18 protein-coding genes are annotated in these 21,437 nt (G+C 72.2%); 14 read left to right on the top strand and 4 right to left on the bottom strand.

Annotated features, from left to right (window positions below):
* Positions 1-12: 12 nt before the first annotated feature.
* Positions 13-1,560 carry a S1C family serine protease gene (locus ABS735_RS37160; protein ID WP_373904659.1) on the bottom strand — a complete coding sequence of 516 codons (1,548 nt, stop codon included), beginning with the start codon at positions 1,558-1,560 and terminating at the stop codon, positions 13-15.
* A 262-nt stretch (positions 1,561-1,822) separates the two neighbouring features.
* On the opposite strand from ABS735_RS37160, the gene ABS735_RS37165 reads away from it, so the two are divergent.
* The 3 genes from ABS735_RS37165 to ABS735_RS37175 all read left to right on the top strand — a co-directional run bounded on the left by ABS735_RS37165 (position 1,823) and on the right by ABS735_RS37175 (position 4,837).
* A complete protein-coding gene (locus ABS735_RS37165) occupies positions 1,823-2,650 on the top strand; it encodes a glycerophosphodiester phosphodiesterase (RefSeq protein ID WP_373904660.1) in 828 nt (275 codons plus the stop codon).
* A 221-nt stretch (positions 2,651-2,871) separates the two neighbouring features.
* On the top strand, positions 2,872-3,510 hold the full coding sequence (locus ABS735_RS37170; RefSeq protein WP_373904661.1) for an ATP-binding protein: 639 nt from the start codon (positions 2,872-2,874) through the stop codon (positions 3,508-3,510).
* Positions 3,511-3,871: 361 nt separating this feature from the next.
* Positions 3,872-4,837: a DUF5926 family protein gene (locus ABS735_RS37175; protein ID WP_373904662.1), complete on the top strand. Its 966-nt coding sequence runs from the start codon at positions 3,872-3,874 to the stop codon at positions 4,835-4,837.
* 245 nt (positions 4,838-5,082) lie between these two features.
* Here the strand turns inward: ABS735_RS37175 and ABS735_RS37180 are convergent, their stop codons facing one another.
* Positions 5,083-5,886 carry a hypothetical protein gene (locus ABS735_RS37180; RefSeq protein ID WP_373904663.1) on the bottom strand — a complete coding sequence of 268 codons (804 nt, stop codon included), beginning with the start codon at positions 5,884-5,886 and terminating at the stop codon, positions 5,083-5,085.
* 55 nt (positions 5,887-5,941) lie between these two features.
* On the bottom strand, positions 5,942-6,607 hold the full coding sequence (locus ABS735_RS37185; RefSeq protein WP_373904664.1) for a bifunctional DNA primase/polymerase: 666 nt from the start codon (positions 6,605-6,607) through the stop codon (positions 5,942-5,944).
* Between the two features lie 657 nt (positions 6,608-7,264).
* Between ABS735_RS37185 and ABS735_RS37190 the strand changes: the two genes are divergently transcribed.
* Together ABS735_RS37190 and ABS735_RS37195 are read left to right on the top strand one after the other, a co-directional pair.
* Complete coding sequence (locus ABS735_RS37190) at positions 7,265-8,698, top strand: PP2C family protein-serine/threonine phosphatase (RefSeq protein WP_373904665.1); 1,434 nt, start codon at positions 7,265-7,267, stop codon at positions 8,696-8,698.
* 143 nt (positions 8,699-8,841) lie between these two features.
* Positions 8,842-10,308, top strand: a complete 1,467-nt coding sequence (locus ABS735_RS37195) for an aminopeptidase P family protein (protein ID WP_373904666.1) — start codon at positions 8,842-8,844, stop codon at positions 10,306-10,308.
* 69 nt (positions 10,309-10,377) lie between these two features.
* Here ABS735_RS37195 and ABS735_RS37200 read toward each other — a convergent pair whose 3' ends face one another.
* Entirely contained in the window at positions 10,378-10,842 is a 465-nt protein-coding gene (locus ABS735_RS37200; protein ID WP_373904667.1) for an ATP-binding protein, read from the bottom strand.
* A 298-nt stretch (positions 10,843-11,140) separates the two neighbouring features.
* Here ABS735_RS37200 and ABS735_RS37205 point away from each other — a divergent pair, with 298 nt between their 5' ends.
* The 9 genes from ABS735_RS37205 to ABS735_RS37245 all read left to right on the top strand — a co-directional run bounded on the left by ABS735_RS37205 (position 11,141) and on the right by ABS735_RS37245 (position 21,207).
* Positions 11,141-11,983, top strand: a complete 843-nt coding sequence (locus ABS735_RS37205; RefSeq protein WP_373904668.1) for a hypothetical protein — start codon at positions 11,141-11,143, stop codon at positions 11,981-11,983.
* A gap of 127 nt (positions 11,984-12,110) precedes the next feature.
* The gene (locus ABS735_RS37210; protein WP_373904669.1) at positions 12,111-12,866 is read left to right on the top strand and encodes a YcnI family copper-binding membrane protein; all 756 of its coding nucleotides are present in this window, start codon (positions 12,111-12,113) and stop codon (positions 12,864-12,866) included.
* Positions 12,867-13,002: 136 nt separating this feature from the next.
* The gene (locus ABS735_RS37215; RefSeq protein ID WP_373904670.1) at positions 13,003-13,653 is read left to right on the top strand and encodes an SCO family protein; all 651 of its coding nucleotides are present in this window, start codon (positions 13,003-13,005) and stop codon (positions 13,651-13,653) included.
* Positions 13,653-14,189 carry a copper chaperone PCu(A)C gene (locus ABS735_RS37220; protein WP_373904671.1) on the top strand — a complete coding sequence of 179 codons (537 nt, stop codon included), beginning with the start codon at positions 13,653-13,655 and terminating at the stop codon, positions 14,187-14,189. Before ABS735_RS37215 ends, ABS735_RS37220 begins: the two co-directional genes overlap by 1 nt.
* A gap of 13 nt (positions 14,190-14,202) precedes the next feature.
* The gene (locus ABS735_RS37225) at positions 14,203-16,212 is read left to right on the top strand and encodes a copper resistance CopC/CopD family protein (protein WP_373904672.1); all 2,010 of its coding nucleotides are present in this window, start codon (positions 14,203-14,205) and stop codon (positions 16,210-16,212) included.
* An 8-nt stretch (positions 16,213-16,220) separates the two neighbouring features.
* The gene (efeB, locus tag ABS735_RS37230; RefSeq protein ID WP_373904673.1) at positions 16,221-17,567 is read left to right on the top strand and encodes an iron uptake transporter deferrochelatase/peroxidase subunit; all 1,347 of its coding nucleotides are present in this window, start codon (positions 16,221-16,223) and stop codon (positions 17,565-17,567) included.
* A gap of 81 nt (positions 17,568-17,648) precedes the next feature.
* Positions 17,649-18,581: a prephenate dehydratase gene (pheA, locus tag ABS735_RS37235; RefSeq protein WP_373904674.1), complete on the top strand. Its 933-nt coding sequence runs from the start codon at positions 17,649-17,651 to the stop codon at positions 18,579-18,581.
* Between the two features lie 509 nt (positions 18,582-19,090).
* Positions 19,091-20,368, top strand: a complete 1,278-nt coding sequence (gene serS, locus ABS735_RS37240; protein WP_373904675.1) for a serine--tRNA ligase — start codon at positions 19,091-19,093, stop codon at positions 20,366-20,368.
* On the top strand, positions 20,365-21,207 hold the full coding sequence (locus ABS735_RS37245) for an HAD family hydrolase (RefSeq protein WP_373904676.1): 843 nt from the start codon (positions 20,365-20,367) through the stop codon (positions 21,205-21,207). Before serS ends, ABS735_RS37245 begins: the two co-directional genes overlap by 4 nt.
* The last annotated feature ends 230 nt before the right edge of the window (positions 21,208-21,437 follow it).

The following is a 21,437-nucleotide window of genomic DNA, read 5'->3' on the forward strand; positions in this document are numbered from 1 at the left end:
GCGGAACGAGGGTCAGTCGTCGCCGAGCTTCGAGCCCAGGGTGACCTCGGTGGTGTGCTGCTTGCCGCCGCGCTCGTAGGTGACGGTGACCTCGTCGCCGGGCTTGTGGGTCCAGATCTCGCCGATCAGGGTCGGGCCGCTGTCGATCACCCGGTCGTCGAGCTTGGTGATGACGTCACCGGGCTTCAGGCCCGCGTCGTCGGCGGGGCCGCCCTTCTCGACCGGGTCGGAGCCGCCCACGCCCTGCTCGGTGAGCTTGGCGCCGTTCGTCGTCTCCTCCAGGGAGACGGAGGCACCGATCTTCGCGTACACCGGCTTGCCGCTCTTGATCAGCTGCTGGGCGACGAACTTGGCCTGGTTGACCGGGATCGCGAAGCCCAGGCCGATGGAGCCGGCCTGGCCGGTGCCGAAACCGCCGTTGCCGGTCGACTGGATCGCGGAGTTGATGCCGATGACGTTGCCCTGCGCGTCCAGCAGCGGGCCGCCGGAGTTGCCCGGGTTGATCGACGCGTCGGTCTGCAGGGCGCTCATGTACGACGCCTTGCTGTCGGCGCTGCCGTCGCTGGAGGCCACGGGGCGGTTCTTGGCGCTGATGATGCCCGTGGTCACCGTGTTGGACAGGCCGAAGGGGGCGCCGATGGCGATCGTCGAGTCGCCCACGGCGACCTTGTCGGAGTCGCCCAGGGGGAGGGGGTTGAGGTCCGAGGGGGCGTTCTCGAGCTTGATGACCGCGACGTCGTAGCCCTGGGCGTGACCGACCACCTCGGCGTCGTACTTCTTGCCGTTGGGGAAGGTCGCGCTGAGCTTGCCGCCGTCGACCGCCTCCGCCACCACGTGGTTGTTGGTGACGATGTGGCCTTCCTTGTCGAAGACGAACCCGGTGCCGGTGCCGCCCTCGCCGTTGCTCCCCTCGGCCTGGATGGTGACCGTGCTGGGCAGCGCCTTGGCGGCCACACCGGCGACGGTGCCCGCGTCGCGCTTGACGGAGCCGCCGGTGTCGGAGGCGGAGACCGTGGTGGAGCCGCTCTCGTCGTTGTTCTTGGCCAGGGTGTAGCCGAGACCGCCGCCCAGGCCGCCCGCGACCAGCGCGGCGATCAGGACGCCGGCGACCAGACCGCCTCGCCCGCGGCCCGGCTTCGGGGCGGGCTGCTGGTACGAGGCTCCCCAACCGCCCGCTCCGCCACCGGCCCCTTCACCTGGGCCGTCACCGGAGCCGTCGCCGAAGCCCTCGCCGCCGCCTGCGCCGTACGTCGGGGTCTGGGCCGGGGTGCCCGGCGGCGGGGGCGGGGGCCACGAGGCGTCGGGAGCGGTGGGTCCCTGGGGAACCTCGCCGCCCTGAGGGGCCGAGTGCCCCTGGGATGCCTGGGGTGCCGGGTGGTCCTGAGACACCGGGGCCGGGGCCTGGGCGGGGGGAGCCGCCGGGGCCTCGGGGGCGGACGCGAGGGCCTGGTGGGGGGCGTGCGGCGCGGGAGGCTGGGCGGAGGCAGCGGGAGTATCCACCGGCACGGGAGGTGCGGACGGGGCCGGGGGTACCGCGGTGCCCTCGTTCTCGGTGCTCACAGCTTCTCTCCTCGTTCCACGGCTGGTTGTCGCTCACCCTGGTCGCGCTCAGCCACACTCACGCGCTGCTCCACGGTCCGGCGCGATGCGGATGTGCCGGTGATTTTGTATGCCATCAGCTTTTCCCACGGGCCGTCAGAGCACCATAAGCGGTTGCTGTGGGTCCCCGATCGTCCTTTATATAGGTCATCCAAGACTAAACGGACGCGTTGCCGATTCCGCCGATGGCACGTCTACCCGCCCGCGGTGGCACCATGACGCGGTGACCCACGCACGACAGCACCGGATTCAGGTCGTCGCCCACCGTGGAGCCTCCGAGGAGGCCCCCGAGCACACCCTGGCCGCGTACCGGAAGGCGATCGAGGACGGGGCGGACGCCCTCGAGTGCGATGTCCGCCTGACCGCCGACGGCCATCTCGTCTGCGTCCACGACTGGCGCGTCAACCGTACGTCGAACGGTCGCGGCGCGGTGTCCGCGCTGGAGCTCGCCGATCTCGCCGCGCTGGACTTCGGCGCCCGCCGGACCCGGGAGTTCTGGCGCACGCGCGACGAGCAGCCCGACTGGGAGCACCGGCCCGAAGACCGGGAGGAGACCTCCGTGCTGACCCTGGAGCGGCTGCTCCAGCTGGTCGCCGACGCCGGACGGCGCGTGGAGCTGGCCATCGAGACCAAGCACCCCACCCGCTGGGCGGGGCAGGTGGAGGAGCGACTGCTGCTGCTCCTGAAGCGATTCGGACTCGACGCGCCGGCCTCGGCCGAGGAGTCCCCGGTGCGGGTGATGAGCTTCTCGGCCCGGTCGCTGCACCGGGTGCGGGCCGCGTCGCCGACGCTGCCGACGGTCTATCTGATGCAGTTCGTATCGCCCCGGCTGCGCGACGGGCGACTGCCCGCCGGTGTCCGGATCGCGGGCCCCTCGATCCGGATCGTGCGCAATCACCCCGCTTACATCGAGCGCCTGAAGGGAGCCGGTCACCAGGTGCACGTGTGGACGGTGAACGAGACCGCCGACGTGGATCTCTGCACCGGCTTGGGCGTCGACGCCATCATCACCAACCGGCCGCGCGCGGTCCTGGACCACCTGGGCCGCTGACCCGTCGCCCACCTGGGCCGCTGATCGTCGACCTTCCGGGCCGCCGGCTCGCCGACCGCCCGGTCCAGCCGACTGTCGACCGCCCGGCCGCTGATTCGTCCACGGCTCTTGACCCGGCGGCCAGACTGCCCCATTCTCCGGTCTCGGCCACACCGACCAAATCCAGCCATGTGATTACAGGGAGTGCTCCGGCGCGTTCAGTGCGTGTTCGGCCGTGTCGAATGCGTCACCGTGCGGGGATCGGCCGGTTTCCGGCTCTGGGCGATGGGGCATCCACACCGTGGCGTGGGGCGAAGGAGGTCTCGGGGGTGGCGTTGGTGGTGGCACAGGAGGTGCCCACGTCGTCGAGCATGGCCGTGCCCCATGGCCCTGCGGGCGTGGGGGAAGCAAGACACCGCATGCGTGATCAGTTGCGCAGAGGCGGCGTGGCGGAATCGGTCATCGACGACGCTGTACTGGTCCTTTCCGAACTGTTGAGCAATGCGTGCAAGCACGGCAGGCCGCTGGGCGACGCCCTGGCCGGCGACGGCGACGTCCGCGCCGCATGGCAGGTGGACGCGGGCGGCCGGCTGCTCGTGGAGGTCACGGACGGCGGCGGCCCGACCCGCCCGGCTCCGGCGACCCCCTCGGTCACCGCGCACGGCGGCCGCGGGCTGAACATCATCACGGCGCTCGCCGACGACTGGGGCGTACGGGACGACGCCCGCGGAGAGGTCACGGTCTGGGTCGTCGTCCACGACGACGTGCACGACCCGGACGCCGGGCACCGGCGTGACGACTTCGCCGCCCGGATCTCGGCACCGGCGGTCTCGGAGATCCCCGGCCTGGACTTCGCGGACGCCTTCGACGACCTGGGCTGACTTGCGCTGACCTGCGCTCCATGACGTGGACCGAGTCCTGTTCCCTGTTCCCAGGGGCTGGGCCGCCCCGGTCACGACTTGGGCCGACCCGTTCGACTGCCTGGCCCGACTCCGGTTCACGGTCGTCCGGCCCGACCCAGTTCCCGGTCCGGACCGGCCCGTTCGACTGCTTGGGCCGGCCCGGTTCACGGTCCGGCCCGATCCGTCCGCCGCCCTGGGCCGGCCCGTCGGGCGCGTGTAGGGGGCCGGCCGGGGCGAGTTGTCCACAGACGGTCCGTCGTCCACAGGGTCCCGTCGGCCGGGGCCGGAACGGCTAGGCTCGCGCCCGTACGAGTAGAGCCGTAACCGGGAGACACCCACAATGGCCAAGAAGCGACCCCAGACGAAGGCCAAGCGGCCGCAGCTCGACGATGCCGAGGTCCCGGTCGTCGGCGCTCGCGAGCCCTGCCCCTGCGGCAGCGGCCGCCGGTACAAGGCCTGCCACGGCCGGACCGCCGCGCAGGCCACGACCGCGCTGGTGCAGCGCCCGTTCGAGGGGCTGGCCGGCGAGTGCGACTGGGTGGCGCTGCGGGAGCTGGTGCCGGCGGCCACGGTCGAGCTGACCCTGCGGGACGGCCTGCCCGAGAGCGTCCCCTCCGTCACGCTGGCCACGGTGCTGCCGATGGCCTGGCCCGCGCTGCGCCGCGACGACGGCTCGGTCCTGCTCGGCCTGCAGAACGACACGGCGTCGGGCGACATCAGCCGCGACCTCGCCGACACCCTCGCGCGGGCGCTGACCGCCGAGCCGGGCACCCCGGTGCAGGGGCGCCGCGCACCGGCCGACGGCCCCCGGCTGCAGGACCTGCTCGCGCCCGAGGGCTCCTTCGAGCCGGAGGTGCACTCGGGCTTCGAGTTCTGGGTGCCGGACCCGGACAACGCCACGCCGGACGTCACCGCCTCCCTGGAGCGGGCCAACGCCGCGGCCATCCCGACCGTCCGGCTGCAGGGCGTCGACGCCGCCTACTGGTGCGAGACGCCGGACAAGAACCACCTGCGCTGGGTCATGCCGCACGAGGAGGAGCGGCTTCTGGACGCCCTTGCCCGGCTGCACGCCGCGGGCCGGTCGTCCCTCGGCGAGGGCACCCGTCTCGTCGGCTCCTTCCGCGCCCACGGACTCACCGTGCCGGTGTGGGACCTGCCGAGCGAGATCACCGCGCAGGACATCGAGAAGCCGGCCGCGGCGTTCGCCGAGCGGCTCGCCGAGGCGCTGGCCACGGACGCTCCGCTCACGCACGACGAGCGCCGGGCACGCGGCGGCCTGACCAACCGGCAGGTCACGCTCAGCTGACGCCCGGCCGCCGAGCACGCCCCCGGCCGACCGACCGGTCAGCCGGAGCGGCGGCCTCCGGGAGCGTGACTCCGGTCACAACTCCCCGTGGAGACAAGCCAGTCGGTGACCGGAAAACAAGAGATCGAATTTGCTAACCGCCGATCTCTTGTTACCGTTCCCGTAGCCCGGTTGCTGGTGCATCCCCCGTCGCCAGCAACCGGGTCTTTCCGTGCGCCGAGTCGCGCACTCACCGCAGTTGCCCGTCAACTCCCCGTTCCCACAGGTGAGTTGCCGTCGCCGTCTCCGCCGCTCCCGGCGCGCAGCAGCAGCGGCCCGTACCCGGCCCGGCGCGCGAATTCCGCGACCGCGGTGTACCCCGCCAGTCCTCCCCGGGTCGCGCCGGTGGTGTCAGGCGGCGTCTCGCAGGTGCCCGGCGCGTCATCGGCAGTCACCGCACAGCGCATCCGCACGCTGCGCCCGTCGGCCCCCATGAGGCTCAGGACGGACTCCAGCGGGCCGCCGGTGACATTGCGGTAGTAGGTCCGCGCCCAGGTCTCCCCGCCCCTGGCCAGGACACAGGTCTGCGCCTCGACGCCCGCGGGTGAGGCGAGTTCGGGACCGCAGCGCGCGGCCAGCGCAGGGCCGGGCGGCAGCGGTGAACGTGCGGGCGCGGCATCCGACGTAACGCGGTCGGCTCCCCTGGCTCCGGAGTCCGACTCGGCCCCGGCTCCGGAGTCCGATTCAGCCCCGGCCCGGGAGTCCGGTTCGGCCCCGGCCCCGGTTCCGGACCCGGACCTCGTCTCAGTCCCGGACCGGGCACCCGGCTCCGCCCCGGACGCGGACGCCTTGCCGTCACCGCCGCGCGCCAGGAGCGGCACGGTCACGGGCGGCTCCTCGCCCCCGTCGCCCGAGGGCCCCGCGGACGCCACGGCGAACGGCAGTACGACCGCGCACACCACGACGCCCGCGAGCCCGTACAGACGGAGCCGCCGACGGTCCGGCCCGCCACGGCGTGGCCCGGCGCGGCGCGGCCCGACGGCGCGGTGCTCCCCAGCATGAAGCGGCATGGGGCGGACGATAACGACCGGGGCGGGCGCGGACTCCGGCGCGCGCCGGACACCCCTACAACTCGGGCGCGCTCACACCCGTACGGGTGAGGGCGTCGACCACCGCGTCCACCACGGCCTCCACGTCCGGCGCCCAGGGCGCGGCGGAGCCGGGCAGCGGTGCCCGCTCCCAGCGGACGGCGCCGGCGCCGGTCTCGGACGGGGGCAGCGCGAGATAGCCGCCCTCGCCGTGGAAGCGCAGGGAGCCGGGGACGAAGTCCTTGGCGTAGAGCAGCTCGCCCAGCTGCTCCATGGAGTACGGCCTGACCAGCAGCGACCAGCGGGTGGGCGAGGCGACGACCGGGCCGATCCGCAGCCCGGCGCGGTCGAGCGCGGCGAGGGCGTGGGCGGCCGGCAGGGCGGGCAGGGAGACGGCGCACGGGGCGCTGCCCCCGGTGGCCAGGACGATCGGCGCGGTCGGCCGGTTGGTCCACCACCAGCGCACCATGCGGGCGTCGGTGGTCGCCGCGAGGAGACCGGGGTCGAAGGGGTGCGCGCCCGGCACCGTGCACTCGGGGTCGGGGCACGCGCAGCGTGACCGCGCCCGCGGGTCCGCCGCCGCACCCGGGAGTACGGGCCACTGCCATTGTGTCGCGTAGGTCAGGGCCGCGCCGATCAGCTCAGGCTGCCCGTCGTCGTGCTGGGACAGGAGCCTGCGTCGCCTTCCGAGGATCTCGCGCATGAGCGCTCGTTCCTTTCCGTTGCACGCCTGGCAACACCGTGGTTTCTTCACACCATGTGTCGATCGCTTCGCTGTGCGTTGCTGGTGGCGCATCACACCCCTGCCGAGGGACGCCCCCATGGGAATCCCTGGGAACGCCTCCGCCAAGGGCAAGGGAAACCCCTGTGGGTCGAGCACTGACTGCGTCCGTGACGGTCCGACCACTGCGTCTGTCAAAAGCATGGGCGTGGCGCGGGGGTGGCGAAGTCTGGCGTTTTGCCGTCGCGCGTATTTCTCTCCGCCTCCGCCACGGGAGGATGGGGCACGGTCGTCGGTGGATAGGACGCCCGGGTCCGTCGCCAGGTTCCAGGTGGCCCCCAACCACCCCTGGCCTTCTCCGAGTACGTACCCATCACGACCGCTGTGACGCTCCGTGAAGCACCCCCAGTCGACCGCAACAAGCCGTCCTCTGGGGCAGTTTCAAGCCAATTTTGCTTTTCCGCAAGGGGTCGGGAAGGAGGCCGCCCAGACCCCACGGACACCAGGAATCCCGGCAGGACAATGCTGGACATCCCCTTACGAGTGCGTGTACATGTGGAGACACTGCTAGCGGCGCAGAATGACATGGGGGTTTGCGATGCTTTTGAGCAGTAAGCGCCGGTCGAAAGGCCGGACGCCATGAACGCCCCGCACCCTGCGAAAGTGGCCGGAATCGATTCAACGGTTCCGTCCCCCGCACACACTGTCGCGTCCACCGCCACGAGCACTTCCTCGGCGACCGGGTCCCCCACGACGGACGCCGCGGCCGTCACGGACGCCTCGGCCGCCCCTTGTGCCCCCGGCGCCCTGCTCCAGGACCGGCTCGCCGGCTGGGTCTCGGACCTCACGACCCTGCACGAACTGACCGAACGCCTGGCCCGCACGGGCACCCTCGCCGACGGCCTCCAGGAACTGTTGCGCGCCGGAGCCGCTCTGGTCGGCGCCCGGCGCGGGCTCGTCGTACTGGAACCGGCCGACGGGCTCGGCCCCGACACCACCGTCGGCCTCGGACTGGCCCGCGCCGACCTCGGCCACATCGAGACCGTGCCCCGCACCTCCCTGTCCTACGGGCGGATTCTGGACGGACTGCCGGTCGACGAGGGCGGCATCGCCGAACCCGACCTGCTCGCCGAGAACACCCTCGACCCCCGCCACCGCGAGGTCGCCGCCCGCCTCGGCTACGCCGCGAGCTACGCCCTCCCCCTCTGCGCCGAGGGCACCGAGCGCCTCGGCGCCGCCGTATGGCTCTACGACGAGCCCGCCGAACCGGGTGAGCGGCAGCGCCACCTCGCCGGTCTGTACGTCCGGTACGCCGCGCAGCACCTGACCCGCCTCCTGGAGGTCGAGCGCACCCGCGCCTCCATGGCGACGATGGCCGACGAACTGCTGCCCTCCCGCCTCCCGCGGGTGCCCGGCGTGCAGCTCGCCGCCCGGCGCCGCACCGGCCCGCGCGGCGGGGGTGACTGGTACGACGCGCTGCCGCTGCCGGACGCCGCCCTCGGCCTCGCCGTCGGCTCCGTCACCGGGTCGGGACCCAGCGCGGTCGCCGCGACGGGGCGGCTGCGCGCCTCACTGCGGGCGTACGCCGTGATGGAGGGCGAGGATCCGGTCGCCGTCCTGTCCGACCTGGAGCTGCTGCTGCGGCTCACCGAGCCGGCCCGCTCGGCCACCGCGCTCTTCGGCTACTGCGAGCCCGCGCTGCGCCGGATCACCCTCGCCGGTGCCGGGCACAGCCCGCCCCTGCTGGTCGGGGAGCGGCGCACGGAGTTCGTCGAGACCTCCGTCTCCGCGCCGCTCGGCATGCTCGCCTGCTGGGAGGCGCCCAGCGTGGAGCTCCAGGCCGAGCCGGGAGAGACGGTTCTGCTCTACACCGACGGACTGCTGCACCGCACCGGTGACCCGGCCGACCGCGCCTTCGCCCGGCTGCACGCGGCGGCGGCCGGCGTACCCCGGGCCGCACGCCACGACCCGGACGCGGTCGTCGAGCACGTCCTGCGCACCGTGCTGCCCGGCGGCAGGGCGGAGGCGGACTCCGAGGAGGACGTCGTTCTGCTGGCGGTCAGGTTCGAATAACGGGCACCCGAACCGCACTGACGCCCCGCACGTCACACATAGCGGACGGTGACGGCTCCCTGTAACAGGCCCTTCGGCCCTTGGCCCCCTTCCGTACGACCGTACGATGGGGGTGGTCCAGTGCCGTATCGAGGAGGATAACCGTGGCGGAGGAGCTCACCCCGGAGAACCCGGACCCGGAGACCGAGTCCGAGGAGCCCATCAAGCAGCGCAAGAACGGCCTGTACCCGGGCGTGTCCGACGAGCTGGCCGAGAACATGAAGTCCGGCTGGGCCGACACGGAGCTGTACGACCTGGAGCCGATCCCCCAGGCCGCCGAGACCGCCGCCCGCCGCGCCGCGCTGTCCGCCCGCTTCCCCGGCGAACGCCTGGTGATCCCCGCGGGCAACCTCAAGACCCGCTCCAACGACACCGAGTACTCCTTCCGCGCCTCGGTCGAGTACGCGTACCTGACCGGCAACCAGACCGAGGACGGCGTCCTGGTCCTGGAGCCCGAGGGCGCCGGCCACACCGCGACCATCTACCTGCTGCCGCGCTCGGACCGGGAGAACGGCGAGTTCTGGCTGAACGGGCAGGGCGAGCTGTGGGTCGGCCGCCGCCACTCCCTCACCGAGGCCGGAAAGCTGTACGGCATCCCCGCCTCCGACGTCCGCGAACTGGCCGACAGCCTGCGCGAGGCCACCGGCCCGGTGCGCGTCGTGCGCGGTTACGACGCCGGCATCGAGGCGGCCCTGACCGACAAGGTCACCGCCGAGCGCGACGAGGAACTGCGCGTCTTCCTGTCCGAGGCCCGCCTGGTCAAGGACGAGTTCGAGATCGGCGAGCTGCAGAAGGCCGTCGACTCCACCGTGCGCGGCTTCGAGGACGTCGTGAAGGTCCTCGACAAGGCCGAGGCGACCAGCGAGCGCTACATCGAGGGCACCTTCTTCCTCCGCGCGCGCGTCGAGGGCAACGACGTCGGCTACGGCTCCATCTGCGCCGCCGGCTCGCACGCCTGCACCCTGCACTGGGTCCGCAACGACGGCCCGGTCCGCTCCGGCGACCTGCTGCTGCTCGACGCCGGCGTCGAGACGCACACGTACTACACCGCCGACGTCACGCGCACCCTGCCGATCAACGGCACGTACAGCGAGCTGCAGAAGAAGATCTACGACGCCGTGTACGACGCCCAGGAGGCAGGCATCGCGGCGGTGAAGCCGGGCGCCAAGTACCGCGACTTCCACGACGCCTCCCAGCGCGTGCTGGCCGAACGGCTCGTCGAGTGGGGTCTGGTCGAGGGCCCCGTCGAGCGCGTGCTGGAGCTCGGTCTGCAGCGCCGCTGGACGCTGCACGGCACCGGTCACATGCTCGGCATGGACGTCCACGACTGCGCCGCGGCGCGCGTGGAGTCGTACGTCGACGGCACGCTGGAGCCCGGCATGGTGCTCACCGTCGAGCCGGGCCTGTACTTCCAGACCGACGACCTGACCGTGCCCGAGGAGTACCGGGGCGTCGGCGTGCGCATCGAGGACGACATCCTCGTCACCGCCGACGGAAACCGGAACCTGTCCGCCGGTCTGCCGCGCCGGTCGGACGAGGTCGAGGAGTGGATGGCCGCGCTGAAGGGCTGACCCGCACCTGCCGTTCGACGGCCGGGCACCACGCGGGTGCCCGGCCGTCGGCGTGCTCGGGCCCTGCCGTCACACCGCCACCAGCGGGGCGTTCTCGCGCCACTTGAGGATCTTGTCGAAGCTCACGACGGCACCGGCACGCCCCGGCGTACCGCCGATGTGGACGTGGTCGGCGAGCTCCCGGATGAGACACAGGCCGCGACCGCTCTCCGCCTCCGGGAGCGCCGGACGGGCCACGCCCTGCGGACCGCCCGGAGCGGTGGCGGGGAAACCGGGGCCCGTGTCGGCGACCTCGATACGGCACCGTTCGCCGTCCAGGTAGGCCGTGACGCGGTATGCCTCACCGGGGCCGCCCGGCCCGTCGTCACCGCCGTGCTCGACGGCGTTGGCGCAGGCCTCGCTCAGCGCGACGGAGAGGTCGAAGGAGATGTCGGGGTCGACGCCCGCGGTCTCCATGGTGCCGATCAGCAGACGGCGGGCCAGGGGCACGCTCGCAGCCTCGCGCCGCAAATGGAGTGACCACCAGATGCTCATGCTCCAGCCTCCCGGCCGCGGCTCGACATACCGATACGTATTGCCCCTCACACCCGGGCGTAAGCGCGCTGCGCCCGTGACACCGCTCATCTGGCGGATGTGTCGCTGCCGCCGATCGGTGTATGCGGGGCGGCTCGTACCAGAGGGTGACGACCTTCCACCGTGTTCCTCGCCTTCCTCGCCTTCCTCCTCTTCCTCGCCTACGCCGTCTTCGTCGCCTTCCTCCTCATCCGGTCGTACGGCATCTTGTGGACCTGCCGTACGGAGCGTGGGCCGTGAGTGCGATGATGAGGCCGCCATGACTGCCCCCCACCCGCCAACGGCGCGCTCCGGGAACGACCTCCGGATCCTGCGGGCCGCGGTGTTCGCCGCGGTCTGCGTCGTGCTGGCCGCGGCGGGGCACACTCTCGCCTCCTGCGCCACCGTTCCGCCGTGGTCGCTGGGCGCGGGATTCCTCGGGGTGGTCCTGGTCGCCGTGCCTCTCGCCGGACGCCGGCGCTCGCTGGCCGGCATCGTGACGCTGCTCGCCCTCGGACAGACCGCGCTGCACGTCCTGTTCGGGCTGGGCCAGCACGGCACCACCGCCGCCACCACCCCGGTCACGGCGTCCGGCGGCGGGGCGGGCGCACTGTCCGACGCCTCACTCGTCCAGCAGGCCGCACGGCTGGTCTGCGGGACCACCGCGGCGGCGATCAGCCCGACCCAGGCCCAGCGCATCCTCACCGACGCGCGGCTCGCCCCCGACGTCCACACCGGCGCGGCGCACCACCCGGCCGACGCCCTGTCCACCGCCGGTACCTCCGCCGCACTGCTGCCGTCCCTGCCGATGCTGCTCGGGCACGTCCTCGCGGCCCTGGCCGCCGGCTGGCTGCTGCGGCGCGGGGACCTGGCACTGGCCCGGCTCGTCGAACTGTCGGCGCACTCGGCCCACTCCGTGGCCGAAGCGGCGTTCGTACGCGCCCTGCGCGCCGCGCTCTCCCTGGTGCGCGCCCTGCACGCCGGGCTGGCCGGTACCCCCGGTACGGGCCCACGTCTGCCGCGCCCCGCCCTGTGGGTGCCGCCACGGCCCCGTACCACCGCACTCCAGCACACGGTCATCAGGCGCGGCCCGCCGAGTGACGCGTTCGTCCTCGCCGCCTGACACGACGCGACCGCCGTCCCGCTTCGGGAGGGGCCGCCGTCGTGCGGCACGCGCGCGTGCGCGCATCCCTCCTGTCACTCGGCACCGGCCCAGAACCGGTGTCCACACGAAGCGGAGTACTCCGTCCATGAAGGCTTCCCGTATCGCCGCCGCCGGCGCCGTGTCCGGCATCGCCGTCCTCGCCCTGTCCGCCCCCGCCTTCGCGCACGTCAGCGTGCAGCCGGAGGGCGCGGCCGCCAAGGGCGGCTACGCGGTCGTCGACTTCAAGGTCCCCAACGAGCGCGACAACGCCTCCACCACCAAGCTGGAGGTCAACTTCCCCACCGACCACCCGCTGGCGTCCGTGATGCCGCAGCCGGTGCCGGGCTGGAAGGCCGAGGTCACCAAGTCCAAGCCGGCCGAGCCGCTGGAGTCGCACGGCGAGCAGATCACCGAGGTCGTCACCAAGGTGACCTGGACCGCCGACGGCAAGGGTGTCGAGCCCGGCTACTTCCAGAAGTTCCCGGTCTCCATCGGCGCGCTGCCCGAGGACGCCGACCAGCTGGTGTTCAAGGCGATCCAGACGTACTCCAACAAGGAGGTCGTGCGCTGGATCGAGGTGCCGCAGGAAGGCCAGGACGAGCCCGACACCCCGGCGCCCGTGCTCAAGCTGTCCGCGGCCGAGGACGACGCCCACGGTGCCGCGGGCTCCTCGGACGCGAAGGCCGACGACGCCGAGGCGGCCGCTCAGAACACCGCCGCCTCCTCGTCGGACTCCGGTTCCGGCGACGGCAGTGACACCACCGCCCGGGTCCTCGGCATCGTCGGCATCGTCGTCGGTGCGGCGGGCGTCGCGTACGGCGTGCTGGCCGGCCGTCGGCGCAACTCCGGCGCGGCGGCGTAACAGCGCTCCGTGCCGGTGCGTCGGCGTGACCTCGCCGGCGCATCCTCTCGTCCGGTGCGCGCCGGACACCCGCCCGTCGGTCCGTCCGACGGGCCCCGGCGCGCACCGGAGCACCTCACATCTGGGACATTTTTCTATGCGCAAGAAGACGTTCGCCATGGCCGCCCTGCTCGCCGCCGCCTGTCTGACCCTGTCCGCCTGCGGGAGCGGCGCCGACAGCGACAAGCCCGTGACCATGGTCTCCGAGGACAACAGCCAACAGGCCGCCACCGTCCTCGACAAGCCCTTCGAGAAGCCCGACCTGGTCCTCACCGACACCCAGGGCGAGAAGTACGACCTGCGCGAGCGCACCGCCGGCAAGCCCACCCTGATCTACTTCGGCTACACCCACTGCCCCGACGTCTGCCCGCTGACCATGAACAACATCGCCGTGGCCAAGAAGCAGCTCCCCCAGGCGGAGCAGGACAAGCTCCGCGTCGTGTTCGTCAGCACCGACCCCGAGCGCGACACCCCGGCGGCGCTCGGCAAGTGGCTGAAGGGCATCGACCCGCAGATCGTCGGCCTGACCGGCGACTTCGACACCATCCAGGCGGGCGCCCGCACCCTCGGCATTTCGATCGACCCACCGGCCAAGGACAAGGACGGCAAGATCGTCTCGACCCACGGCACCCAGGTCATCGCCTTCTCCCCGAAGTCCGACGCGGGCTACGTGCTCTACGGCGAGGACGCCACGGTCGACGACTACACCAAGGACCTCCCCAAGCTCATCAAGGGGGAGAACCCGTGATGCGGCCGGCAGGAGGACTCGTCCGCGGACCCGTGAGGGGCCGCCCCGCCCTCGCCGCCGTCGCGGTGATCGGCGCCCTGACCCTCGCCGGCTGCGGCGGCTCGGACTCCGACTCCGGCTCCGACTCCTCGGCATCCGGCGCCGAACTCTCCGTCGCCGCCGCCTACATACCGCAGCCCGTCTCCGACTCGATGGCGGCCGGGTTCCTCACGATCACCAACGAGGGCGACGCCGCGGACGAACTGACCTCCGTCACCAGCGAGGCCGGCGAGGTCACGGTGCACGAGACCGTCGACGGGACCATGAAGGAGGTCGACCGCCTCGAGGTCCCCGCCCACGGTCAACTCGTGTTCAAGAGCGGCGGAAACCATCTGATGTTCGAGAAGCTGAAGCAACAGCCGAAGCAGGGACAGTCGGTCGCCGTCGAACTGCACTTCGCCCACTCCGACCCCGTCACGGTCAAGCTGCCCGTGAAGGCGGCCACCTACCAGCCCACCACCGGACACTCCGGGCACACCGAAGACTCCGGACACTGAGGGAGGGACCACCTTGACGCAGACCATCGCCCCGCGCGTCCGGACCCTGGTGCTGCTGCTCCTGGCCGCGGCCTGCGCGCTGCTGGCCGGCGCCGGACCGGCCGCCGCGCACGCCGCGCTGACCGGAAGCAATCCCCAGCAGGGGGCGGTGGTCGACAAGGCTCCGGCCCAGGTGTCGCTCACCTTCTCCGAGTCGGTCTCCATGGACGACGACTCGCTGCGGGTCCTCGACCCCAAGGGCAAGCGCGTCGACGACGGCAAGCCGTCCGGCACCGGTGGCACGACGTACTCCGTGAAACTGCACGCCGGGCTGCCCGACGGCACCTACACGGTGACCTACCAGGTCGTCTCCGCCGACAGCCACCCGGTCGCCGGCGCCTACACCTTCTCCGTCGGCGCCCCCTCCGAGACCTCGGTCTCCGTCTCCGGGCAGGCGGCGGGCGGCGGGTTCGTCGGCGGGCTGTACGGCGTCGGGCGGTACGTCTCGTACGCCGCCTTCGCCGTCCTGGTGGGCGGCGCCGCCTTCCTACTCGCCTGCTGGCCGCGCGGCTCCGGGGTGCGCGTCGTGCAGCGGTTCGTCGTCTCCGGCTGGCTCGCACTGACCGCCGCCACCCTCCTGCTTCTCCTGCTGCGCGGCTCCTACACCGGCTCCGGGAAGGTCGCCGACGTCTTCGACCTGAGCCTGCTCGGCGAGGTGCTGCAGACCAAGGCCGGCGCCGCTCTGGTCTCCCGGCTGCTCCTGCTCGCGGCGGCCGCCCTGTTCATAGCCGTACTCTTCGGCGCGTACGACAAGAGGGAGGACGAGGAGAGGCGGGACCTCACCTTCGGACTCGCGGTCGGCGGCAGTGTCGTGGCGGCGGGTCTCGCGGCGACCTGGGCCATGTCCGAGCACGCCTCCGTCGGCCTCCAGGCCGGCCTCGCCATGCCGGTCGACGTCGTCCACCTGATCGCCGTGGCCACCTGGCTCGGCGGACTCACCGCGCTGCTCGTCGCCCTGTACCGCGGCCCGGCCGACACACCGGTCCCCGCCCTCGCCGTACGCCGGTTCTCGCGCGTCGCCTTCGGCAGCGTGATCGCGCTGGTGGCGACCGGCACGTACCAGTCCTGGCGTCAGCTCGGCTCCTGGACGGCCTTCACCGACACCCGGTACGGACAGCTGCTCCTCGTCAAGATCGGGCTCGTGGCGGTACTCGTCGGCGTCGCCTACTTCTCCCGGCGGTGGACGGCACAGCTGGCGGAGGCGGTGCCCGCCGTCGCCGGGGCCGCGCAGGGCGCGGAGAAGACGTCCGGGAAGGCTTCCGGGAAGGCGGCCTCGAAGACGGCCGGGAAGGGGTCCGGTAGCGCGTCCGCGGAGACGCCCGTTAGCGCGTCCGCGGAGACGCCCGGGAACGCGAAGGTCGCCGAGAAGGCGTCGTCCGGCGCGGGGAAGGGATCCGGCGGCTCCCAGCGCGCTGCCCAGCTCGCCCGGCAGCGCGCGGCCGTGGACGCCGCCCGGCAGAAACGGCAACGGGACGCCGACCCGCACCGCTTCGGACTGCGCCGCTCGGTGCTCGCCGAGGCGGGCGTCGCCGTTGTCCTGCTCGTGGTGACCACCGTCCTGACCCAGACCGAGCCGGGCCGCACCGAGGAGGAGACCAAGGCGGCCGGAGCGACCTCCGCCGCCACCGCCGCCCCCTCCACCGGCGCGGTGACACTGGACATGCCCTTCGACACCGGCGGCAAGAACGGCAAGGGCGTCGTACGGGTCGAACTGGACCCCGCCCGGGTCGGCGCCAACGACATGCACCTCTACGTCGAGCGCCCGGACGGGACCGCCTTCGACATCCCCGAAGTGAAGGTGGCCCTCACCCAGAAGGCCAAGGACATCGGGCCCCTGCCCGTCGCCCCCGACCACATCACCACCGGCCACTGGTCGGCGAGCGGAGTACAGATCCCGATGGCCGGAGACTGGGAAGTCGCCGTCACCGTACGGACCTCCGACATCGACCAGGTCACCCTCTCCAAGAACGCGCAGATCGGCTGAACCGCACCATGGCTGACCAGTCCGTCCCGCAGGCCCGCACCCCCGAGGCGACCCGTAAGGCGCCCGGCGGTCACGGACCGCTCGACTCCGACAACGCCGAGAAGACCACAGCCCCAGAGGGCATCTCGCGACGGCGACTGCTCGGCACCGCCGGCGCCACCGGGCTCGTCCTCGGCGGGGCCGGAGCCGCCGCGGGCTACGCCGCCGCCCCCTCCTCCGCTGCCGCAGCCCTCACCTCGCTCGGCAGCGAGCAGGCGATGTTTCACGGGAAACATCAGCCCGGCATCACCACCCCCATGCAGGCCCGCGGCCACCTCGTCGCCTTCGATCTGGCGGCGGGCGCCGGCCGCAAGGAGGCCGCCGCGCTGCTGCGTCGCTGGTCCGACACAGCCCGGCGGCTGATGGCGGGCGAGCCGGCCGCAACCCGTGACACGGACGTGGCCCGGGACGCCGGGCCCTCCTCGCTGACCGTCACCTTCGGCTTCGGACACAACTTCTTCGGCCGGACCGGCCTGGAGAAGCAGCGCCCGGTCGCACTCGACCCGCTCCCCGACTTCTCCTCCGACCACCTCGACAAGAACCGCAGCAACGGCGACCTGTGGGTGCAGATCGGCGCCGACGACGCCCTGGTGGCCTTCCACGCCCTGCGCGCGATCCAGAAGGACGCCGGATCCGCCGCCCGCGTCCGCTGGCAGATGAACGGCTTCAACCGTTCGCCGGGTGCCACCGCCCACCCCATGACCGCCCGCAACCTCATGGGCCAGGTCGACGGCACCCGCAACCCCAAGCCCGCCGACGCCGACTTCGACGAGCGGATCTTCGTCCCGGAGCAGCCCGGGCCCGGGAAGGGCGGGCCGGCCTGGATGGCCAACGGCTCCTACGTCGTCGTACGCCGCATCCGCATGCTCCTCGACGACTGGGAGAAGCTGTCACTCAAGGCTCAGGAGGACGTCATCGGGCGTCGCAAGTCCGACGGGGCGCCGCTGTCCGCAGGGAGCGACGCCACCGAGACGACGGAGATGGACCTGGAGAAGACGGACGGGTCCGGAAAACTCGTCGTTCCGATCAACGCCCACGCCCGGATCACCCGCCCCGACCAGAACGGCGGCGCGGCCATGATCCGCCGCCCCTTCTCGTACCACGACGGCTTCGACGCCGACGGCGTCCCGGACGCCGGCCTGCTCTTCATCTGCTGGCAGGCCGATCCGCTGCGGGGCTTCGTGCCCGTGCAGCGCAAGCTGGACCGGGGTGACGCGCTCTCGCAGTTCATCCGGCACGAGGCGAGCGGCCTGTTCGCGGTGCCCGGCGGGGCGACGGAGGGAGAGTACGTGGGTCAGCGGCTGCTGGAGGGGTGAATCCGGCGGCGCGTCACCCCGGCGAGGGGCTTGTGCGAGACGCGCGAGCCGGGTGCCCCCGGGGCCCATTAGGGTGAGGACATGCCAGCCAGTTACGCGTATCTCGGCCCTGAAGGCACCTTCACCGAAGTCGCCCTGCGCACCCTCCCGGAGACGGCGACCCGGGAACTGGTCCCGTACGTCTCCGTGCAGTCCGCGCTCGACGCGGTGCGCACCGGCGAGGCCGAGGCCGCGTTCGTGCCGATCGAGAACTCCGTCGAGGGCGGCATCACCACCACCCTGGACGAGCTGGTCGCCGGCCAGCCGCTGATGATCTACCGCGAGGTGCTGCTGTCCATCACCTTCGCGCTGCTGGTCCGCCCCGGCACCAAGCTGTCGGACATCAAGACCGTCACCGCCCACCCGGCGGCCCAGCCCCAGGTCCGCAACTGGCTCAAGGCGCACCTCCCGGACGTCGCCTGGGAATCGGCCGCCTCCAACGCGGACGGCGCCCGTCTGGTGCAGGAGGGGCGGTACGACGCCGCCTTCGCCGGGGAGTTCGCCGCGGAGCGCTACGGCCTCGAGGTGCTGGAGGCCGACATCCACGACGCGGAGAACGCCCAGACGCGCTTCGTGCTGGTGGGCCGCCCGGCCCGGCCCGCGGCACCGACCGGCGCGGACAAGACCTCCGTCGTGCTCTGGCAGCGCGACGACCACCCCGGCGGCCTGCGCGATCTGCTGGGCGAGTTCGCCACCCGGGGCATCAACCTGATGCTGCTGCAGTCCCGGCCCACCGGCGCCGGCATCGGCAACTACTGCTTCTGCATCGACGCCGAGGGGCACATCTCCGACCGGCGGGTGGCCGACGCGTTGATGGGCCTGAAGCGGACCTGCCTCCAGGTGCGCTACCTCGGGTCGTACCCGCGCGCGGAGGTCGAGCCGGCCGACGTGGACGCGCTGCGGCCCGGTACCTCGGACGAGGCATTCGTGGCGGCGGCGGACTGGGTGGCGCGCTGCCAGGACGGCCGGTTCTGATCACCGGGCCTATCTGCTGATTTTCGTTGTCCACAGAAGTTATCCACAGGTCTGCTTCTCGACCTGGGGACAAGTCGACAACGAAGTGGCATTCAGTCGACATATCCCCCTACAGGCCCCCACTTCGCTCACAGAAGTCCAGGTCACCCCTCGTCCACCTGTTCCTTGCCCCTCATTCTCCGGAGTGACACCGAGTGCCCCGTTTCCACTCGAAAGTGGGGGCTTGAAGGGTTTGGGCAGCCCACCGTCCGGAATTTGGAGTGATCACTTCCGTGAGTCCACAGATCTTTCGCACACCCTGTGGATAACTTTTCCCGACTGTGTATTCCTGTGGACAGTCCCGCCCCAAGTCCCCTCCTCCACAAGGGAATCCGGTCAACCTCCCGCCCGTACAGGGCCTCGTTTCAGGGACACCACAATGCTTCGTTGACCGGTCGAACGGGGCCCGGGTCCCGCGTCGGGCAATAGTGGGTCGAGACCCGACACCGCGCACCGGTAGCCTTGACCGCGTGATTGACCTTCGCCTGCTCCGTGAGGACCCCGACCGTGTGCGCGCGTCGCAGCGCGCCCGTGGAGAGGACGTCGCGCTCGTCGACTCCCTCCTGTCCGCCGACGAACGGCGCAGGTCGTCCGGCGTCCGCTTCGACGAGCTGCGCGCCGAGCAGAAGGGCCTCGGCAAGCTGATCGGCAAGGCCACCGGAGACGAGAAGGCCGAGCTGCTCAAGCGAGCCGAACAGCTCAAGACGGACGTCAGGGCCGCCGACGCCGAACGCGACGCGGCCGACGCCGAGACCCAGGAACTGCTCCAGCGGCTCGGCAACCTCGTCCACCCCGACGTGCCCGTCGGCGGCGAGGAGGACTTCGTCACGCTCGAGACGCACGGCACGCACCGCGACTTCGCCGCCGAGGGCTTCGAGCCCAAGGACCACCTGGAGCTGGGCCAGCTGCTCGGCGCCATCGACGTGGAGCGCGGCGCCAAGGTCTCCGGCTCACGCTTCTACTTCCTGACCGGCGTGGGCGCCCTCCTGGAGCTCGCCCTGGTCAACGCGGCAATCGCGCAGGCCACGGCGGCCGGCTTCACGCCGATGCTGACTCCGGCGCTGGTGCGCCCGCAGTCGATGGCCGGCACCGGCTTCCTCGGCCAGGCCGCCCAGGACGTCTACCACCTCGACAAGGACGACCTGTACCTGGTCGGCACGTCCGAGGTGCCGCTCGCCGCGTACCACATGGACGAGATCCTGGACGCCGACCGCCTGCCGCTGCGCTATGCCGGCTTCTCGCCCTGCTTCCGCCGCGAGGCGGGCTCGCACGGCAAGGACACCCGGGGCATCTTCCGCGTGCACCAGTTCGACAAGGTCGAGATGTTCTCCTACGTCCTCCCCGAGGACTCACAGGCCGAGCACCAGCGCCTGCTGGAGTGGGAGAAGCAGTGGCTGACGTCGCTGGAGCTGCCGTTCCGGGTGATCGACGTGGCCTCGGCCGACCTGGGCTCCTCGGCCGCGCGCAAGTACGACTGCGAGGCGTGGATCCCGACCCAGGGCAAGTACCGCGAGCTGACCTCGACCTCGGACTGCACCGAGTTCCAGTCCCGCCGGCTGTCGATCCGCGTCCGCGAGGGCAAGAAGGTGCGCCCGCTGGCCACGCTCAACGGCACGCTGTGCGCCGTTCCGCGCACGATCGTGGCGATCCTGGAGAACCACCAGCAGGCCGACGGTTCGGTCCGCGTGCCCGAGGTGCTGCGCCCGTACCTGGGCGGCCGGGAGGTCCTGGAGCCGGTGGCCAAGTGACTGACACCGGCACCGCCACGGTCCCCGGCACCGATCCGGCCGGGGGTTTCCCGTACCGGCTGATCGCGACCGACCTCGACGGCACGCTGCTGCGCGGGGACGACACGATCTCGCAGCGCACCCGTGACGCGCTCGCCGCGGCCACCGCGGCGGGCGCGGCCCACATCGTGGTCACCGGGCGGGCGGTGCCGTGGACCCGGCACATCCTGGACGACCTCGGCTACGACGGGCTGGCCGTCTGCGGTCAGGGTGCGCAGGTCTACCACGCCGGGGAGCACCGGCTGCTGACCTCCGTGACCCTGGACCGGCAGCTGGCCGGGGTGGCACTGGCCAAGATCGAGGCGGAGACCGGTCCGCTGTACCTGGCGGCGAGCCGGGACGGCCTGGACGGCGACGTGCTGGTCGGCCCGGGCTACGAGGTCGGGGGCGACCTTCCCGCGCTGCCCTTCACCGACGCCTCGGACCTGTGGTCGGCGCCGCTGAACAAGATCTACATCCAGCATCCGACCCTGTCGGACGACGAGCTGGCCGAGGTGGCCCGGCACGCCGCCGGCGGCTTCGTCACGGTGACCATGGCCGGCGCGGGCGTCGTCGAACTGCTCCCCCTCGGCCTGTCCAAGGCGACCGGCCTCTCGCTGGCGGCACGCCGGCTCGGTCTGAAGGCCGCGGACACCATCGCGTTCGGCGACATGCCCAACGACGTCCCGATGTTCGGCTGGGCGGCCCGGGGCGTGGCGATGGCCAACGCCCACGAGGAGCTGAAGGCGGTGGCCGACGAGGTGACGTCCTCCAACGACGAGGACGGCATCGCGGTGGTACTGGAGCGTCTGTCGGCCTGATGCCCACCCGGGGGCTCGGCTCCTCGTCGTAACCCTTCCGGTCGTAGCCCTTTCGGTCGTAGCCCTTTCGGTCGTAGCCCTTTCGCACGGTCCGGACGGCGTCGGCGTCCCCGTCGGTCGGCCCACGCGAGACGCCCCGCGTGCTCGAAGCGGCCTTCCGTTGCGCCGGCGCCGTCCGGCCTCGTGCATGCTCCACAGTGCCGCCACGGGGAGCCGGGCGCCACCGATTA

Origin of the sequence: Streptomyces sp. MMCC 100 (assembly GCF_041538145.2) — a bacterium.
GTDB lineage: Bacteria > Actinomycetota > Actinomycetes > Streptomycetales > Streptomycetaceae > Streptomyces.

Bases quoted from the DNA above. Each gene is read 5' to 3' on its own strand.
- ABS735_RS37205 (WP_373904668.1), top strand. From the start codon at position 11,141: ATGACTGCCCCCCACCCGCCAACGGCGCGCTCCGGGAACGACCTCCGG.
- ABS735_RS37215 (WP_373904670.1), top strand. From the start codon at position 13,003: ATGCGCAAGAAGACGTTCGCCATGGCCGCCCTGCTCGCCGCCGCCTGT.
- ABS735_RS37175 (WP_373904662.1), top strand. From the start codon at position 3,872: ATGGCCAAGAAGCGACCCCAGACGAAGGCCAAGCGGCCGCAGCTCGAC.
- ABS735_RS37170 (WP_373904661.1), top strand. From the start codon at position 2,872: ATGCGTCACCGTGCGGGGATCGGCCGGTTTCCGGCTCTGGGCGATGGG.
- efeB (WP_373904673.1), top strand. From the start codon at position 16,221: ATGGCTGACCAGTCCGTCCCGCAGGCCCGCACCCCCGAGGCGACCCGT.
- ABS735_RS37210 (WP_373904669.1), top strand. From the start codon at position 12,111: ATGAAGGCTTCCCGTATCGCCGCCGCCGGCGCCGTGTCCGGCATCGCC.
- ABS735_RS37180 (WP_373904663.1), bottom strand. From the start codon at position 5,886: ATGCCGCTTCATGCTGGGGAGCACCGCGCCGTCGGGCCGCGCCGCGCC.
- pheA (WP_373904674.1), top strand. From the start codon at position 17,649: ATGCCAGCCAGTTACGCGTATCTCGGCCCTGAAGGCACCTTCACCGAA.
- ABS735_RS37185 (WP_373904664.1), bottom strand. From the start codon at position 6,607: ATGCGCGAGATCCTCGGAAGGCGACGCAGGCTCCTGTCCCAGCACGAC.
- ABS735_RS37190 (WP_373904665.1), top strand. From the start codon at position 7,265: ATGAACGCCCCGCACCCTGCGAAAGTGGCCGGAATCGATTCAACGGTT.
- ABS735_RS37200 (WP_373904667.1), bottom strand. From the start codon at position 10,842: ATGAGCATCTGGTGGTCACTCCATTTGCGGCGCGAGGCTGCGAGCGTG.
- ABS735_RS37220 (WP_373904671.1), top strand. From the start codon at position 13,653: ATGCGGCCGGCAGGAGGACTCGTCCGCGGACCCGTGAGGGGCCGCCCC.